This is a genomic window from Segatella copri, from assembly GCF_026015625.1.
GTDB lineage: Bacteria > Bacteroidota > Bacteroidia > Bacteroidales > Bacteroidaceae > Prevotella > Prevotella copri_H.
In genome coordinates, this window is record NZ_JAPDVG010000001.1 from 165,735 (window position 1) to 183,634 (window position 17,900).

The window sequence follows — 17,900 nt, forward strand, 5'->3', positions numbered from 1 at the left end:
AAGTACGAGAGCATCGTGGCAGCCTCATACATGTTGTTGTTAGGATCTTTTTCCATTTCGTTTTAAAATTGTTGTTGTTATATACTATTCAGTCGTTTCCAACGTTCTCTAAGAAAGAGTGTGGGTGAACACTTAGCGATGAAGTCGGTGAAGGGTGAACCCCAATGCCAACCTTTAGCGTTAATAATGTGTTAAAAACACTATATAACCCATTATAATAGAAACTCTTATATTTCTAGCATGCGCTGTATATACAAAGTTCTTTTTACTAGGGTTCACCCCTGAGCCGAAAAGGTGAATGCTTGGGGCAAGTGTTCACCCCGCTGTTCACCAATCGGTAACTGTCAGCAAAGATACGACAAAAGGGCGATAGAGAAATCGAAAATTACCACATTGTGGTAAAAATAAATAATTTAATTGTTAATTTAATTTAAAAGTTTTAGGAATGGAAAAAAGAAATTCCTTCTTTCTGCCGATGAGAAGTTGAAGCTCGCGGCTGAGATTTCGTCGAAGACTGCTGAGCAGCGTTTCGACAAGTTGTCAAACCGGTTAGTGAAGTCTGCCAAGCACATTTATTCAGAGAAGGCGACTTATCATGAGTTGACCGAAGGCATGCGTGCCTGGGTGTTGAAGAAGAGTGACATCAAGAAAGCGTTTCATCTGACTCGCAGTTTCTTTACTCATTTGAACAAGGGCGAGCATATGTTGCTCTCCGAGTTTGTTCGTTTTACCAATTGGATTTTCACCCATTATGCTAGCGAGGAGGTTCGCCTGAAGGTATGGATGGGTATTGGCACGGTGTTGTTCTGTCACACGAAGGAGAACGCCGATTACGGTTGGCATCCTTTCTCCCGTCCTCTCGACCAGATCTTAGAGGACATGATAGAGAAGGAAGTGAAGAAGCGAGTAGAGAAGGAGGAAAGAATCCGCGCTTTGAAGAAAGCCCAGGATGAGATAGGAAAATACTGATTTCACTTTTTTAGATTGAATCAGAACCATTAAGGCGCCGCCTTCCTGCTGGTGAAAACTGGCTGGAAGGGGGTGCTTTTTTCCTTTGTAACTTATTAATAATTAAAAGCCACTTCCTCTACCGCCATCTGATAAGTAGGTTCACTACCTACTGCTTCTGTGATAACATCCGTCCCTTATCCACTCGTCACCTCAATTTAACTGTCATTTAGCTAAAAATACATTTATTTATGTTAAAACATGTTTAAATGGGGGGGTGATTTGCAGAATCTACATGAATTATATACTTTTGCAACCAGAAATCAGTCTCCAAGTAATATACAAGGGGATTAGTTGACATAATGTTGAGGACCATTTAATAAGTCATAATAGGTTTATATTGGTTAACAACAAAGCAACAGTAATATTCAGGACAAATAGTTAAATAGTAAGTGATAAATGAAAAGGATAGCAGTTTTGCTGTTTTTTATTTTGGGAATTAAGACAGTAGGTTACTCACAAGATTTCGCCCTGAAGACGAACGGACTCTACTGGGCGACAACCACACTCAATATGGGCGTAGAAAAGGCAATCAGCAACCAGGTAACCCTGGAAGCAGATGTTGCATACAACCCCTGGACATTCAGGGAAGACAAGAAGATGCACCTTCTCTTGGTGCAGCCAGAAATGAAATACTGGCTGTGCGAAAAGTACGAAGGACATTTTGTTGGTATCCACCTGCATGGTGCTCAATTCTACGGAGGTTTTGGCAGCAAGCTCTACGATGGCTACTTGGCTGGCGGAGGCGTAACATACGGTTACGACTGGATTTTATCCCCTCACTGGAACCTTGAGGCAGCCATCGGTGTGGGATACGCCCACCTCTGGTACAAGCAAAGCCCTAACTTGCCCTGCATCAAGTGCCAGGAAAAGAAGAACGAGAACTATATCGGTCCTACCAAGGCTGCACTATCATTAGTCTATATCTTTTAAAAAAAAGTGCATCATTTAATCACAAAGAACATTATGGATGATAGAATGAAACTCAAAATAGCATATCTGGCTATAGCTGGTGTAGGCTTGGCTCTTCTGACGGCTATGTCTTCATGCAGCAACCAGAGCATGGCAAGCGACAAAAAGATTACATGTACTCCCGATTCCTTTATGCTCCTGCCAGATAGCAGCAATCAGGCTGCACTCAACCTTCAGGTTCATATCCCGAAGCATTATTTCTCGAAGAGAAGCCGTCTCTTCGTAATACCCGTATTGACAGACAGCGACAGCATCGTGGCTAAATACAAGCCTATAGTGCTGGATGCGCCAATCTACAGCAGGAAGATGGAACGTAAATGGGTACTCGACAGCATTGCTGACCCATACGATTCTATTGCACAGAGAGTTACGAACACGAAAGTAGATTTATCCGTGTTATATAACGACACCATCACCCTGCCTGCCAACTTCCATAAGGGAAGCCTCGTGGCAGTGGCTTCTGCCGACGGATGCGGCGAATGCCGTGCCATCAGCCATACCAAGATAGCCGATGTGTTCCGTCCGGAAATCAAGAAGCAACTGCACCTCAACTGGATGAAGCATACCTTCGAGATCAAGCCGAAGATAAGAGAAGGAAAGGGCGTGGCACGACTTGAGTTTGTTATCAATAAATATGATATCAATCTCAAGATGAGCAACAACCAGGCTGAGCTCGACCACATGCTGAGCGATATAGCTCCAGTGCTCAGCGACAGCCTCGCTACCCTCACTTCTGTGAGCATTTATGGTCTGGCGTCAGCCGACGGCCCGCTGAAGTTTAACACCCCACTTTCCCGCAACCGTGCCAACTCAGCCCTGAAGTGGCTGCTTGCGCACATAGAGAATGGCGACAAGGTGAAGAAGATAGCCCGTATCGGTTCACGCCCTGAAGGATGGCAGCCAGTATTGGATGCGATGGTGGCCGCCGGCGATGCCGACAGCACGATGGTGAAGAACATCCTGACCCGATATGCCAACTTCAACGATGATGTGCAGGAGCGCTATATCCGCCGCCTGCCTATCTGGAACAACATCAAGAAGAAGTATCTGCAGAAGAGCCGTAGCGTGGAATACACCTACACCTACATCATCAAGAACTTCACCACCGATGAAGAAATGCTGCAGATGTACGAGCTCCGCCCAGATGCCTTCAGCGAAGATGAGTTCCTGCATGTGGCACAGATTGCAGAGAGCGCAGAAAAGCAGAAGCAGGTATATGAGACGACTTTGAAATATTACCCTATGTCGAAGATTGCAGCCAACAATCTTGCCATCCTACTCGAGAAAGAAGGCAAGGTGAATGTGGCTGAAGAGATATTGAACCGCCAGAAGGTAGAAGAGACTCTGGTCAGCCAGAAGGCACTCACAGAATAAATTACAGCGTATGACAAGATTAAAAGTTATCATATATGGTATGGCACTGGCTATGTCATTCACCTCGTGCGTTCGTGAAGATCTGGACCAATGTCCTCCTCTGCGTATCAACATCGAGGTGAAAGACAAGAATTATTTCAATGTTGATCAGACTGTTCCTGACGAGAAACGGGATGAGAATCAGTCGTTTAGATCATTTGTTCCGTCTCTTTCCTATCGTCTGAGCCGACTCAACGACGATGGCACTCAGCAGGTTATCGTAGAAGAAAAAGGTTTCGGAGTAGAGGGTGATGGATTAACTTATCCCGTAAGCTTTGACCCCGATATGCCTTTCGGAAAATACGTCTTTACGGTATGGGGAGGTATGAAGACGCAAGGCGAACTCAATCTGGATAAAAACGAGCTGTTACTGCATCCGGAGCACAGTCAGGGCGATGATGTTTATCAGGTTTGCGATACCCTCGTCTATGATGAAAACCATTATTGCTATACCAGCGAGATGGAGCGCACCAAGGGAAAACTGGTTATATGGACAGAGAATCTTCCTGCGGGGTATCACCTGATGAATACTGAAGTAAGCGATCTCTATGGAATAGTAAATCCAAGTTTCCAATATTCTGAAGAGACCAGCGTCTTTCATGAATCGGAAATTAAAGCTGGCGCCAAGACCAAGACCTCTATTTTCCTGGCTCCTTCTTTCCAGAAGGATGAGTCAGTGGTGGATGTCAATTTCTATAAGAATAGTGGCGAAGGCGGCAATTCATCTGTGTTGACGCCTGATGACGTGAAGGTAAGCATGGAGCGCAATAAGATTACGGTGCTGAGGTATGTGTACGATTCCAAACGCAATCGCTTCACCATCTATATGAAGGTGAATGACAACTGGGAGGAAATTCACGGCATGATATTGGATTGATAATTAATTTATACTTAATTTTTAAATTTATAATTTATGAAAAAAAGTATGTTTTTTGCGCTTGCAGCAAGCTGCTTGCTGTTCAGCGCATGTAGCAGTGACGACGCTGTGGTTAGCACAGAGGGTCAGAATGAGGCAGTACAGCAGATTGTATTGCAGGTAGCAAGTAGTGGTGATGGCTTGACAACACGTGCAGGCCGCCCATTGTATTCTTCACAGGCTTTGCAGACTATCCAGAATGTTCGCGTCGTAATTTACAACGCAGATACGAAGGAGATTGTCAAAGACGCAACGCAGGACTGGACAAAGAGTACTACTTATAACAATCATGGACATGGACGCCAGTTTACTCTTACTTTCAAGGGTAATGATAGACTGGAGAAAGGTAACTACAAGGTTATGGCTGTAGGTTACAGCAATGAAAGTGACTACGACTATTCTTTGGGTGCAACAAGTGCAGTTGGCCTTACTTACAGTGATATTACTGCAACCTTGAAGGCAGGCAAAAAAGAAGCAGAGGAAGTATTCGCTGGTGATGCAGATCTTAAAATCGGAGATGACAAGAAGATCACCAACCTTACTTCTGGTGAGGAGAATGGCGTAGCAGTAACCTTGCATCGTCAGGTAGCTGGTAGCTTCGGTTATTTCCAGAACATTCCTGCAAGTGTGAATGGCAAAGCGGCCGCAACCCTTCGTCTCGTAGTAAGAGATAAGAATGATGTGTTGACTTTCAACAAGTTCAACAGCTCATTCACTGCTAATGGAGCAACTGGCAGCACTATCAAGTATTATGTTAATGGTTCTAGATCAACAGGTGAAGCACTTGCTACAACAGATAAGTTCTCTAACGGCGACAATGGTTATGTGCTCTACTCTATCGATTTGAAGACATGGTTCCCTCAACTTGATGAAAACGGTGATGGTGTGCTGAATGCTCAAGATGCCAGCTGGAAGCGCCCTGATAATGTAAAGACTCAGGTTGTGAAGGGTTCTGTATTCGGAAGCAACTTCGTCATTCCATTTAAATACACAGAGGGTAAGAGCACCATGGAGCTTCAGCTCTTGGATGCTGATGGCAACATCATCAAGCACTGGACCGTTTCTATCCCAGAATCAGATTTAAATAAGGTTGCAGCAAATGGAGTTACAGACGCAGATGCTTCTATCTTCAACGTGGTTCGTAACCACATGTACAACTTGGGTGTGAAGACTTCAACTGGTACAACAACAACTCCAGATCCAAGTAATCCAACTCCAGATCCAAAACCAGATCCAAAACCAACTCCAGATCCAGGTAAGGACGAGCCAGAAGACTTGACCAAATCTCAGAACCTCATCTTGAAGGTGAACGACAATTGGGAGGTTATCCACAAGATGGAGCTGGGTGATGAATAATCTTACTACGTGCTCATAATATAGGCAGTATTAAGAAAAATATATCCAAGGGATGCACAGTGCCCGCAATAGGCACTCGCATCCCTTGTTATCCCAACATCACAATATTTAATTTATTATTCATTTTATACTCAATTCCCATTCAAATCGAATAGGCGAACATTCAAATCGAATAGACGAATATGATGAGAAAATCTATAAAAAACAGTTTAAATATAATCCTCGCAGCCAGTCTCCTAATGAGCTGCAGCGCAAGCAATGATGCGCCTGATACCCTTGCCGACGGCTCGCATGCCGTGAAGTTGAGCATGAGAGTGGGTGTAAGCGCAGGTGTTGTTACCGGCTCACGAGAACTTGATACATGGGATGGAGCACAGCAGGTGAATGATATGAGAATCTACGTCTTCAGATGCCCCGAAGCCAAAAAGGGCACCTCAGAAGAAGCATATACCTATTGCACCCCTATTGGAACGGAAGCAGCCAAGAATGGTTACTATTCCGTTGACGCATTCAACAATAGAGAACCCTACTATTCTGCCGATCACCAGAACATGCCCGAGCAGCATCTATACACCTTCGTACCCTATCTGCAGAACGGCTACTACTACCAGTTTCTAGCCATAGGAAGAGATGACAAATACGCAACGAACAAAGTACTTACAGAACCCAAATTCACTGAAAAAGAAACGAAACTGGAGGACGCAAGAATCGCCCTCACCGAGGAGGCAAAAAACAGCGTCAAACTCGGTATCCTCAATACCACAGAGCTGTTTAGCGGCATTCTGCAAGACGAGAATACCCAAGAGGAAGCCCCCGTTCTCGTAACGGAAGAGACGAAATACTTCCAGCGCACGCTGACCGCCAGCCGTAACGTGGCTGGTTTGATGATTTACGTAGAAAACATCCCGGCACAGGTGGAGTCGAATGCAGCAGGAGACGTGAGCACCGTTCCCTTCACGCCCACCTCTCTATCCGTTGTAGCCACCGGCATTACCACCGAAACGCTGATAAGGCAGAAGCAGGCACCGGCAGATGCTGAACCGTTGACTTATCAGACGTTGGGCACCATCGACCTCACCCCCTCAAACGGATGGACCGTAGATGCTAAAGAGAACATATTCAAGCGAGCTGAAGACTCCCAAAAAGGATGGAAGGCAAACAGCTACATGATAAGCAACTTCATGATGCCTACACCAGAGGGAAAAATGCAGAAAAGCAAGAACTCGGCAGAGAACGAAACCACCTTCTATCTGCATTACACGGATGGCACGCACCACCGGTACGACAACATCAGGAAGTCTACAACCACTGGCGACAAGTTCAAATTCCCTATCGAGGCAAACCACCTGTATTGCCTGGGAGCCAAGAGCAAGACCGTGAACCAGCCATACGACCTGAAGGAGTATTACGAGCCGGTGATGACCGACGTGAAGGTTGAGATAGAACCAGCCTTCGAAAAAAAACATGAATTTGAAACAGAATAAACGTTACAAAACAGCATAAAAACGGAAATAGAATATGCAGAAATCAAGATTTAGCATCTATAAGATAAGCTCCATCAAGATGAACGCCATCAGGATGAACACCATCAGGATAGGCATGGCGGTAGGGGTTTGCTTCCTCCTCGCACTAGCTGCGGGATGCAGCAGCGATGCCGATCTGCCACCCTATCCAGATGGCAGCAATGGAGATGCAGGCATGAATCAGCCTTCGGAAAACGAAGATGAGATTACGACAGTTCCCTTCACCATCACTCTGGGCGGATTAAGCGGCAGCGATGGCAATGCCAAGCAAGATGGCAGAAACACCCGTGTAGCTCCTCCTGGTGCAGGATCCTCTTCCTCGTCGGGCACAATAGACGAGGACAACGGATATACTGAGACCGACAACGTCAATGCCGTAAGGCTGATAGCTTTTCGCCGAAGAGTTCAGAACAATGGAGAAAATACTGCAACCTATGATGCCGCAGTCAACGATATCCAGGGCTTCGAGTACGACCCTACCAACGACAGGGTGATTAATGGAAAGCCCACGTTAGAAGACGGCAAGAAAGACGATTATCTTTCGGGAAAGCCCCACAAGCACTATGTGGTAAAGGGCACCTTCGGCATCAGCAGGGGCTACGAATACCGCATCATTGCCCTCGCTTACGATAGCCAGGAGAAATCGCCCTATCCCCAGTATGAGGAAAACAATGTGGTTACCACGAAAATGCTCAATTTAAAAAAAGGTACTACATTTCAGGAGTTCAATGCCACGTTTACGAGTTACCTGGTCAAGGATGATGGCAAAACCGACACCCCCAACAACTGGCTTGGCTATCTGAAAAATAAAACTCTCTTACTGCATCATGTAGATAGCTTGAGCCGCCAGCTCATCACGGTGCCGCAGCTCTTCTATGGCACCCTCTACCAGAAGGGAGATGCCACCCAAAATCCAATCATCTCTTCTGCTGATTACCAGAAGGAAAATCTGGGGAACAACACCCCTACGCCGCTTGTAGGAACACTCTATAGAGGCATGGCAGAAGTGGAGGTTCATATCACTCATGCCGCCCATCACAGCATTACAGCGCAGACGCAATGGTATTGCCTACTTGCCGACAACGTACTTACCCAGATGCCTCTTACCAGCTACGACGGTTTTAAGCAGGGTGGGGAACCTATCAAAAAGTATTCAGAAAAGGGAGGCTCCTATACCGCCATTGCCTATGCCCCCTTCCCAGATGTAGGCAAAGAAGTGGTGCTCAAGGCATTTGTGCTGCCAGGCAAGACCCATCTTGCCGTGAGAATAGGCTTCGATGCCTATCCTCACGCCCACAACTATCAGATAAAGGCAAAGGATATGATGTCTTCTGAAGCAGCCACGGGCGTTATCGTGGTAGATGGAGTCAGCAACCTCTTCTATCTGAGACGAAACCATAAATATGTCTTCACATACACTGATCAAGGAAAACTTACAGACTCCAGACATTTGCTCGAATAAGATCAAGAGAATTATCAAGACGTTATGCTATGTTTTAAAATCAAACAGACAATGAAACAGCATTTTATATACAAAACTTTCATATCATTTTTGTTGGCATTCCTGATGGTTGTGCCCGCCTCTATCCAGGCGGCACAACCCAAGGATGACAACACCAGTCCCTATTTCGAGAGTGCTGCCGTTAGAGACTCGTTCAAGAACTGCAAGAAACCCATCTGGACCAACAACTGGGATGATCTGCCAGACGACAAGCACCAAGACCATTTTGTGGAGTTCAACAATCACCCCAAATATTACAACATGACATTCCGTGAGCTGCGCAACCGCCGTGCCCTTACAGGCGAATCGTGCACCATTAACAAATTGATTGGTGTGGTAGGCGTAGGCAGCTGGGCAAAGGATATGGGCGCCCTTACCGACGATTCACTCGACAACTATGCACAGGTAAACTCAGTGGTAAGAGCAGGTGTAACCGTTGACCCGATTGTGAGCGTAAGAGATATGGACAATTACTACTCCAAGGGCACGGTGGCAGGCTATACCATCGTAGCAGGTTCGGGCAGCAGCGTGCTCAGCCTCGATGTAATCAAGGCTTTCTCCATCGGATTCTATCGCGACGGCAAGCTGCAGGGCGTAAAGGCGGTGAGAGAAGGACAGGATGGTTCGGGAGTAACGCTGAAGCTGCTCCAGATACCGGGTTCCGACAACATCTGCGCCATGCTGACGGCAGAAAGCGACTGGCTCTTCGATGAAATCACTCTCGACTGCTCGGGCGGCATTCAGGCAGAAGTGGCGAATATTCTGAAAATCAAATATGCCTTCGTGGGCGAATCTACGGAGTTTACCATTACCGATGGAGGCATCAAAAAATACAACGAATATTTCAAAGACGACAAGCAGGTGGCGCTCAAAGAGATGAAAGGCTGGCGCCCTATTATCCTCGGCATCCCCCTGCCTTTCCTGGACGACGATATAAAGAAGATGACAGATGATAATCTGGACAATTTCGCCACCATCGTCCCTCTTCTTAACATAGGTTACCAGGGCGGAGCCAAGTTTATGATGCAGAACGACAAGAACCCGCAAGGCGAAGCATTCGAGGCTGGCATGGAGGCTGGCTTCAAATACAAGATGGATGCCCTGCTGAGCCTCAATGCAGGAACATGGGTCAACGTGCTGCTCTTCGACCACAAGGGAAACAAGGTGCAGGAAGAAACGATTTCTGCCCAGGTGCTCAACCTCTCGCTGGTGCAGATTGGCGACGGAACGGTGAGCATCAAGGCAAAGGTGCCGTTTTCAGGATGCGAAATCAGATTCCTTACGGTTCTCGGAGTAGATGCAGGCGTCATCGGCATCCACTATGGATTCGTAAGAATGGCTCCAGATGTATCCCACCGGTGCCCCATCAATCCTACCATCAACAGCAATGTCTGCCCATCGCAGACTTCGTTTACTCTCCGTTCTAATCCGAAAGTAAGCGTAACATGGAAGCTGACGGGTGCCTGGGATTTGAATGGCAACGTCATCCTGAACACCACTCCCGTGAAGGTGACTGCCGATGGCCATGTAACCGGCATGCTGCCGGGCAAATATACCTTCAAGGCTACGGCTAAGGACGGATGCAGCGACGAGACCACCATCACCGTGGGCGGATTCGGAAAGGGTGTAACGCTGTGCGGCAAACCGCTTATCAACGATACTGAAAAAGCCGTCTATGCTCTCTCCACCGACAAGCACGCTACCTCAGGTTCGCTGATTTCCATTTCCGACCTCCAAAATCCTCTGAATATTCTCAACAAGGATGATACTTCGTATGCAGAATACATCAGCGGTCTCAACCTGGGCAACAACCTGGGCATCATCGGTATCAAAAGAATAGAGGAGAATAGTCTGATATATGATGCTACCGGCCGACACGAAGGTGAATCAGAGCCGGAAGCCGTCAAGAGAGCTCAACCTAAGCGCATCGGATTCGTGGTAGAAGCCACGGGAACGGTGCTGAACCTGCATGCACTGGAGTTCTTGCATATAAGATGCTATCATAACGGCGAGGAAATATATCGCCATCTGATAGACGAGAACAATGCCATCAGTGCCGACCTGATAGGTTCTGAGAAAGTGCAGAAAGTGAGATATTCCATCGAGGTGCCTTCCATTGACAAGAATGGAAAGCCAACCCAGATGGACGAGTTCCAACTCTGGTATTCGGGTGCAGTCAATCTGGGCGTTTCTAAACTCCGTATCTACTATGCCTTTATCGAGGAGGCTTCCGACTACTGTTCTTCGCCACTTGCATGTAGCAGTATGGTGATGTCGCATAATCATTCACATACTACCATCAATGCTAATGAAACCAAATTTGGCGGAGCGGTGAGTGTGGCTACTGTAGATGATAACTTAGGTTATCTGGTGGATGATGACTTGAATACCTATATGGCGGTTGCCAATACGGTAAGTCTGGGAGTTGGTCAAACATTCGCCGTAAAGATGGGTAGAACACTCGACTATCATCATCAGTTGGGAATTGTCATTGACAACAAGACTTTCCTGGCAGCCGTAAACGTAGGAGACTGGCTAACGGTAGAAACCTTCAAAGAAGGTAATTCTACGGGAGATAAATTTACCGACTGGGACGTGATTTCCGCTAAAGTAGCGGGTTATGGCGATAAGAATATCCTCTTCCTTCAGCCAAAGAAAGCGTATGACGAGGTGCGATTTACTTTAGGCAAAATTGTAGGCGCATTGGATGTGCAGAAATTCTACGGACTCGTGACACGTGGTGATATTGATAATGATGGTATTCCTGACTGTAAGGACAACAACTCGTGCGTAGATGGTGTAGACGATATCGTTGTCAACAATGTATGCGTAGGAGATACGATTGTCGTAACTGCTACCGGATTGACCGGAGTAGATTATCATCTTTACTTCGGTGATAAGAATGCGGGAGATAATGGCATCGTGTCTCTGCATTCTACATCAGACACCAAGAACAATATAAAATATTCTTATATCACCAAGAAGCCGGGCGAATATCAGCTCAGTTTCTTCGACGGCAGCGGGAGGCCACTCTCTTCAGTAGTATATCAGGTTCATCCATTACAGACCCGATGGCTTCCGAGTGCATCTACCAATGAATGGAACAAGTGGGACAACTGGAGCGACGGTTCGCCTTACTGCTGCACCAACGCCATCATTTCGTCGGATGCCGATAACTTCCCAATGCTGGGCACGCCAGTGAAGCCAGCCGACTACTGCTGCAAGGACATCTTCTTCGAACCCCGTTCGGCGGTGGATAACGTGCCATCGCTCAACTATCGCAAGGCATGGGTAGAACTGGAGCAGAAGCCGAACCATTACTATCTGCTGAGTGCACCACTCAAGCAGATGTACACGGGCGATATGTTCATGCCTGCCGACACCACGAAGGCGAAATACTTCGAGGATCTGAACGAAGGAAACTGGAAGGAACAGCGCTTCAACCCGAGCATCTACCAGCGCCTCTGGGCGGCTGCGCATCCGGGTAAGATTTATTCGCTAGACAGCAAGGGAAATCCGGTTTTGACGGATGATAAAACGCTCGCCGTGAAAGAGGCCACCTGGTCGCACAACTTCAATGCCGTGGCTAAGCCTTACGGCATGGGTGAAGGCTTCTCTATGTGGATAGACAACGGCAATCTGCCGGCTACCAATAAGTTCTGTATCCGCCTGCCTAAGGCGCATAAAGAATATAGTTACTTCGTGGATTACGATCAGGAGAAAGTGGCTAGTGAAACAGTGACGAAAGATGCAGATAAGATAAACCGTTTCATCTACGAACCGGATTCTCCGCAGGAGGGCGACTTGACGATGGAATATAAGTATCTGTCGGAAGGCAAGGAAGTGACGGAGAACCGCACGGTGTTCGTGGGGCAGAGCGAGTATTATATTACGCTGAAATCGGATATTCCTACGCAGACCTTCGTGCTGGGCAACCCATTCATGAGCCGCCTGAATATCAAGAAGTTCCTGGAGGTGAATGAGAACGTGAGCAGTGTGAAGGTGGAAGTAGAGAATGAATTAGGAGATATGGAAGAGCAGACAGTAAGCAAGGTCGCTTCTACGGGCAATGCCACCACCATCGCCCCAATGCAGGCATTCTATGTTACCACAAATGATAAGCCGAGTACGGAAATCACCCTGCTGCTCACCCCAGAAATGATTGGTGGAAGCAAGAAGGCTACTGAGGAAAGTAAACCTGCTGAAGCCAAGGGACTGAAAGTGTGTGTGGAAAGCCTGAAGACGCGAAGCAAATCAGCAGCTATGCTGGTGATGGAGAATTCAGAAACTGCTTATGATGTTTCTGCCGGTTCTTCTTTCAAGAACTCTGTATGGGTTCCAACTCTTCTGGATAGTGAAGTGAAGTCACCTTTGAAGGTATTTGGTATTCAGCAGAGTCAGGCTTACGATATCCTTCCGATGACTGGCGCTACATCTTTAGGAATCTATCTGTCGCAAAAGGATAGCATCCGTATCGAGGTAAAACCTATTCAGGGTGTTGATATGAGCGGATATGTTCTCCATGATATGCTTTCGGGTGCCGATTATTCACTTGATTCTCCTCTCATTATTGCGGATGCCGAGACCTCGTTAGGCAGATTTGTTATCAGAAGCCGTTATGGAAGTACAGATGTGACATCTGTCGATACTGATCAGCGCATCAGTATTGTTCAGGAAGGTTCTTCTGTCCTCGTGCAATCTGCCTGCGGTCTGCTCAAGAGTGTCAAGGTCATAGACCTGAATGGCAGAATCATCAGCAGGGTACAGGGAAATGGTTCAAGGTGTTTAAAGGCGAGCATAGCCACAGGCATTCAAATCATACACATAGAATTGACAGATGGTAGCAGCAAGGACTATAAGATGATTTTCTAAGTGAAATCAGAATAGCGAATTACATCTTTTACTTATAATTATCCCTGCCAGCTTGTGAAAGCTGGCAGGGATTTTTATTTGAAAATCAAAAGATTCAAAGAATCATATATTGAGTCCACTTGAAAAAGTCATTTTTACGAAACGTGTCATTGATTGTCAATAAGTTACAAAGACAAAAATATGATTCAGGACTTTTTCAAGTGGACTCAGTACATTTAATTTTGAGTGCTAAATTACTCTTTATTTTCGACATATGCAAGAGTCGTGAAAATACTTAATTTTCACAATGTATACGATTTTTTTAATGATTCTCAGAAAAGTATACAAAATAGGGGAAAAAGTGAGCAATTTACGTTACTCGCCTTCTTCCCCTTACTTTTATAAATTTACGGTAGGTGCAGAGCGATGCACAATCCTTATTTCATCGCCATCTTGATAGAATCCTTACCCACCTTGGCGATAACCAAAGACTCGGAAACAGCATAAGAGGGTGTAACTTAATATACTACCCACTCATTAATTTAGTGTAAACTTGCATTTAGGAAAGTTCGAACACCCATAAAAAGAGCCATATCTTCCATTGCGTAAAACTAACTGACCACCACATTGTGGGCAAACACCTTGCCTTATTAAACTCTTTGCTCTATATTGCCTATCTTTAACATTCTGCTTGTGCTGTCTAATTTCTTCCTTATCTGCTAATGTGTAATACCGACATGTACCATAAGCCTATAGTTTTATATATCGGGGCAAAAAGACTATTTTACTTGAAATTACCTCCATAATGGTTCCATTTGCCATCCCTGCGGAAAGCCGAGAGCTTTTAAGTCAATTTCGGGAAACCGAATGAACAACCATGTTATTTTAGATTGCATATCATTATTGGGGGATATAACATTAAGAAAGTACTTGATGATGCACAGATCGAAGTAAGCACGCATGGAATCTGTTGGTAGCGTTATCCATTCTCTTTCAGGACTATTTGGAATCGCTGGCTGAATAGCATTCTGTTTGTTCCATACTCTTGAATGATGACCACAGGCATTTCGAGTAACAGCAATAACTGTAAGCCATGACTCAAACACATTGATAGGCAAACCAAAACGTTTAGCTATGCGTTTGCGTATGCGATTTTGTTTGATGTTACGATAAATAGCATTGACATTTCCAATAGTAAGCAACTCGCCTAAAATCCACGATGGTGGATATGGCTCAGAATAGGTTCGCTTGAAATGAAGAACAAACTCCTCCTTGGATTTGCTGTATTCCTTGGATATAGCCCGCATTGTTTCATTAAATCTGGAACTATCCAAGAAATAAGAAGAGTCAGTAAGCCAAAAAGGATTGCCCGTCATATCTGCTGTTATTTGCATTACTGCCCGTCTGATAGCAATTTCAATCTTTTCTATCTCATTGAACATGAGTAGTCTCAGTTTCTTATCAAAACGATAAAGCATCATCACTTTCTTGAAGGATGAACCTTCCTTGTATAAATGTGCTGTCTTGGGCATCTTCAACAAAGGATACATATAAGCAGACAATCTGTAATAACCAATATTGTCAATGTACTGTATGGCTTTGTTCCTATCATAAATCTGTAAACCTCGTGATTCAAGCAAATTAACGAGATTTTCTGAAGATTCAAATCGTTTTGTAAAAGGTACAAGATTTGCCATATTCAAATGTGTATAAATAAAAACGCCTCGCACGATTTGAGCATTGTTAAGAGGCTTGGCGAGGACTGACGCTGCAAAGATACGAATAATTATTGAAATCACAAAATTTTCCGCAAGAAAAATCTCGCAAAAGTGAATATTTATGTTTAATAGTATAAAAACGAGCTGTAAAACCATGTTCTGCTTACAAAACAAGAAAGAAGAAATGGGAATTACCATTCAAAAAAGAGTTTGACGCACCAATTCCTGGGCACCAAACTCTTTATATTTTAGAATCTACGAAGTTTATTTTACGGCAACCTTGATGGCATTATCACCGAATTTTGCGATGACCATGGTTTCTGATACAGCGCAGGAAGCGGTACCGTCTACATGAGCTATGGGCTCAGAACATTGATATCAATATTAAAAACCACAGACAACAGTCACCTAATATGTGTCCAATTCAAATTGTGTACGAACTCGTACACTTTTGAATAGCTTATCCTTTCAGCTGCTGTAACTGACTCTCCGACAATCCTGTTATTTCCATCACCGTGGCAGCATCCATACCATTTGCCAGCATCTTTCTGGCAATCTCAAGGCTTCGCTTGTTCATGCCCTTCTCCATGCCTTTTTTCATGCCTTCAGCCAGCCCCTTCTCCATGCCTTCAGCCAGGCCCTCTTCTTTACCTTCTCGCTTGGCGGTATCAATCGAATTCTTGATATCACGATATGCCATCTTGCTGGCTTCAAAACTGATATATCTTTCTTCTACCTGCTTCATAATCCCAATGTTATTAATATTTCTATTGCATCAGCAAAGTTACAATTTTATTTTCATACCTGCAAGAGTTTTCTGATAAAAATTGAGAAAATGTTTATAAGTGCGCGAAAAATATAAGAAAGATGAAATGGTATCCGATTATTCGGATTCTTTTCGTCCAGAGTTAAACTTGATGGAAAAACATGTTGTAGTCCCTCATAAACGTCTTAACGTTTGAATCCCGTACTTCCTGCATTATGAGCCAATTGCAACAATAACTTTTGGATACTATTTTCTGCAAGACCATTTTCTTTTGTATAGTGTCCTGTCTGCTTAGTCATTTTGGCAACTTTTAGCGATGTAGTATAGTGTAGTGCACGGCCTTCTATCAAACCCTTTTCATGAGCCTTGGATTCTGTAATCAAGCCACTTGGCAGGGCACGATAGATAAGGTTCTCGAATCTGGTGCTGTGCTCGTCATCAATGATGCTTTTCTCTTATTCTTCTGCCAGTTCTTTCATCGCATCGTTTAATGTGTTGAAAAGAACGTTGATGTTTTCTTCTTCATTCTTGCATGCCTCCTTGAAGAGGGCAACAGGATCTTCGGTGCTGCTCTTGAGCGGAGTCTCGTTGAGCAGGATGTTGACATTGTTCAGCAACATGCCGTGAAGGGTAGGCATGTGGAGCTGGTGCTGTTCGCCCTCCTTGCTACCACATTTCAGTCCGGCTGCGTATGCCTTTACGATGATGCGGACCAGGAGATGGATGGCCATCGGCTCGTCGGCAAGACTGATCAGAATGCCGTGGGTGTAATCGCGTACATGCTCTTCAAGAGTGGTAAACTTGCCTTGCAGAAGCCAGGTGAAGTTACGCTTGTATTCAGACTCCATCGCCTTGTAAAGCTGGTTCGATTTGCAGGCTATGCGCAGGTAGTCGAGCATGGTTGGCTCAAAGGTCGGGTCAGCCTGTTTCATGCTGTCGAAGTTCTTCTTCATGCGCTCGTTGGCTTCCTCGGCAGTCTTGTAGTTGAGGCGTACGAGGGTAGAGAACATGATGTCGAAGAAGTATTGGTTTACCTCGCCATAGTGCTCCAGCATCATCTGCTTAATCTGTTTCGGGTCGTTCTTCTTGCTGAAGTCATTGCCTTCGATGGTAGCATCGATGATGCCACGTGCGTAAGCTTCGAAAAAACCTCTTACAAATGCAGCTACTGCCTGATAACTGTTGATTCTTTTGCTCATTTCTTGTCTGTGTTTATTGGGCTGTTCCTGTTTGGGAATAACAGCTTCTTATTCAAAAGTCTTAAATTCATACCCCTGTTCCATGAGCCATTCTATGGCCTGAGGGAGCGCCGTCTTCAGCTTTTCAATGCTCTTCAGCGAGTCGTGGAAGGTGATGATGCTGCCATTGCGGGCATATCGCTTCACATTGTTCACCACATCTTCTGCCGTCATCCATTTGGAATAGTCGCGCGTCACCACGTCCCACATGATGACCTTGTAAGTGCGGTGCAGCCACCAATACTCACTTGGTCGCATCCAGCCGTGAGGTGGACGGAAGAGATGGGCATGGATGATATCGTTCGCCTTATTGGTGTTGAGCACGTAGGAGATGACGCGGTGCTTGAAGGCACCGATATGATTGAATGTATGATTGCCTACCTGATGACCCTCTGCCACAATCTGGTTGTAGAGGTCATGATGGCGCAATACATTCTCGCCTACCATAAAGAAAGTAGCCTTGATATTGTACTTTCTCAGGGTCTCTAAGATGAATGGAGTTGATTCTGGAATCGGACCGTCATCAAATGTAAGATAGACAGAATGGTCTTTCTTGTCCATTCTCCAGATGGCTTTTGGGTATAACCATCTGAGCCATTTGGCTGGTTGCTCTATGAACATGGATAAAACAGGTTTAT

Annotated in this window: 13 protein-coding genes; 8 read left to right on the forward strand and 5 right to left on the reverse strand. The window is 45.3% G+C overall.

Annotated features, from left to right (window positions below; genetic code table 11):
* Positions 1-483: 483 nt before the first annotated feature.
* The 8 genes from ONT19_RS00905 to ONT19_RS00940 all read left to right on the forward strand — a co-directional run bounded on the left by ONT19_RS00905 (position 484) and on the right by ONT19_RS00940 (position 13,561).
* Positions 484-969 carry a hypothetical protein gene (locus ONT19_RS00905; RefSeq protein WP_118153704.1) on the forward strand — a complete coding sequence of 162 codons (486 nt, stop codon included), beginning with the start codon at positions 484-486 and terminating at the stop codon, positions 967-969.
* A 438-nt stretch (positions 970-1,407) separates the two neighbouring features.
* Positions 1,408-1,941, forward strand: coding sequence for a DUF3575 domain-containing protein (locus ONT19_RS00910; RefSeq protein ID WP_254971182.1), 534 nt, complete (start codon positions 1,408-1,410; stop codon positions 1,939-1,941).
* Between the two features lie 45 nt (positions 1,942-1,986).
* Positions 1,987-3,354, forward strand: coding sequence for a hypothetical protein (locus tag ONT19_RS00915; protein WP_264964869.1), 1,368 nt, complete (start codon positions 1,987-1,989; stop codon positions 3,352-3,354).
* A gap of 10 nt (positions 3,355-3,364) precedes the next feature.
* The gene (locus tag ONT19_RS00920) at positions 3,365-4,270 is read left to right on the forward strand and encodes a hypothetical protein (protein WP_264953398.1); all 906 of its coding nucleotides are present in this window, start codon (positions 3,365-3,367) and stop codon (positions 4,268-4,270) included.
* 48 nt (positions 4,271-4,318) lie between these two features.
* Complete coding sequence (locus ONT19_RS00925; RefSeq protein ID WP_264953399.1) at positions 4,319-5,665, forward strand: hypothetical protein; 1,347 nt, start codon at positions 4,319-4,321, stop codon at positions 5,663-5,665.
* Positions 5,666-5,904: 239 nt separating this feature from the next.
* A complete protein-coding gene (locus ONT19_RS00930; RefSeq protein ID WP_264953400.1) occupies positions 5,905-7,149 on the forward strand; it encodes a hypothetical protein in 1,245 nt (414 codons plus the stop codon).
* Between the two features lie 34 nt (positions 7,150-7,183).
* Positions 7,184-8,650, forward strand: coding sequence for a hypothetical protein (locus tag ONT19_RS00935; protein WP_264953401.1), 1,467 nt, complete (start codon positions 7,184-7,186; stop codon positions 8,648-8,650).
* A gap of 51 nt (positions 8,651-8,701) precedes the next feature.
* Positions 8,702-13,561 carry a hypothetical protein gene (locus ONT19_RS00940; protein ID WP_264953402.1) on the forward strand — a complete coding sequence of 1,620 codons (4,860 nt, stop codon included), beginning with the start codon at positions 8,702-8,704 and terminating at the stop codon, positions 13,559-13,561.
* A gap of 516 nt (positions 13,562-14,077) precedes the next feature.
* On the opposite strand, the gene ONT19_RS16275 is transcribed toward ONT19_RS00940, so the two are convergent.
* The 5 genes from ONT19_RS16275 to ONT19_RS00965 form a co-directional block, all read right to left on the reverse strand.
* On the reverse strand, positions 14,078-14,245 hold the full coding sequence (locus ONT19_RS16275; protein WP_118153756.1) for a topoisomerase DNA-binding C4 zinc finger domain-containing protein: 168 nt from the start codon (positions 14,243-14,245) through the stop codon (positions 14,078-14,080).
* A gap of 89 nt (positions 14,246-14,334) precedes the next feature.
* The gene (locus ONT19_RS00950) at positions 14,335-15,090 is read right to left on the reverse strand and encodes an Abi family protein (protein ID WP_264953429.1); all 756 of its coding nucleotides are present in this window, start codon (positions 15,088-15,090) and stop codon (positions 14,335-14,337) included.
* Between the two features lie 628 nt (positions 15,091-15,718).
* Positions 15,719-16,003 (reverse strand): hypothetical protein, encoded by a 285-nt coding sequence (locus ONT19_RS00955; protein WP_118153728.1) that lies wholly within the window; start codon positions 16,001-16,003, stop codon positions 15,719-15,721.
* A gap of 476 nt (positions 16,004-16,479) precedes the next feature.
* Positions 16,480-17,223, reverse strand: coding sequence for a hypothetical protein (locus ONT19_RS00960; protein WP_022120806.1), 744 nt, complete (start codon positions 17,221-17,223; stop codon positions 16,480-16,482).
* Positions 17,224-17,271: 48 nt separating this feature from the next.
* Complete coding sequence (locus ONT19_RS00965) at positions 17,272-17,883, reverse strand: polysaccharide deacetylase family protein (RefSeq protein WP_006847742.1); 612 nt, start codon at positions 17,881-17,883, stop codon at positions 17,272-17,274.
* Between the last annotated feature and the right edge of the window lie 17 nt (positions 17,884-17,900).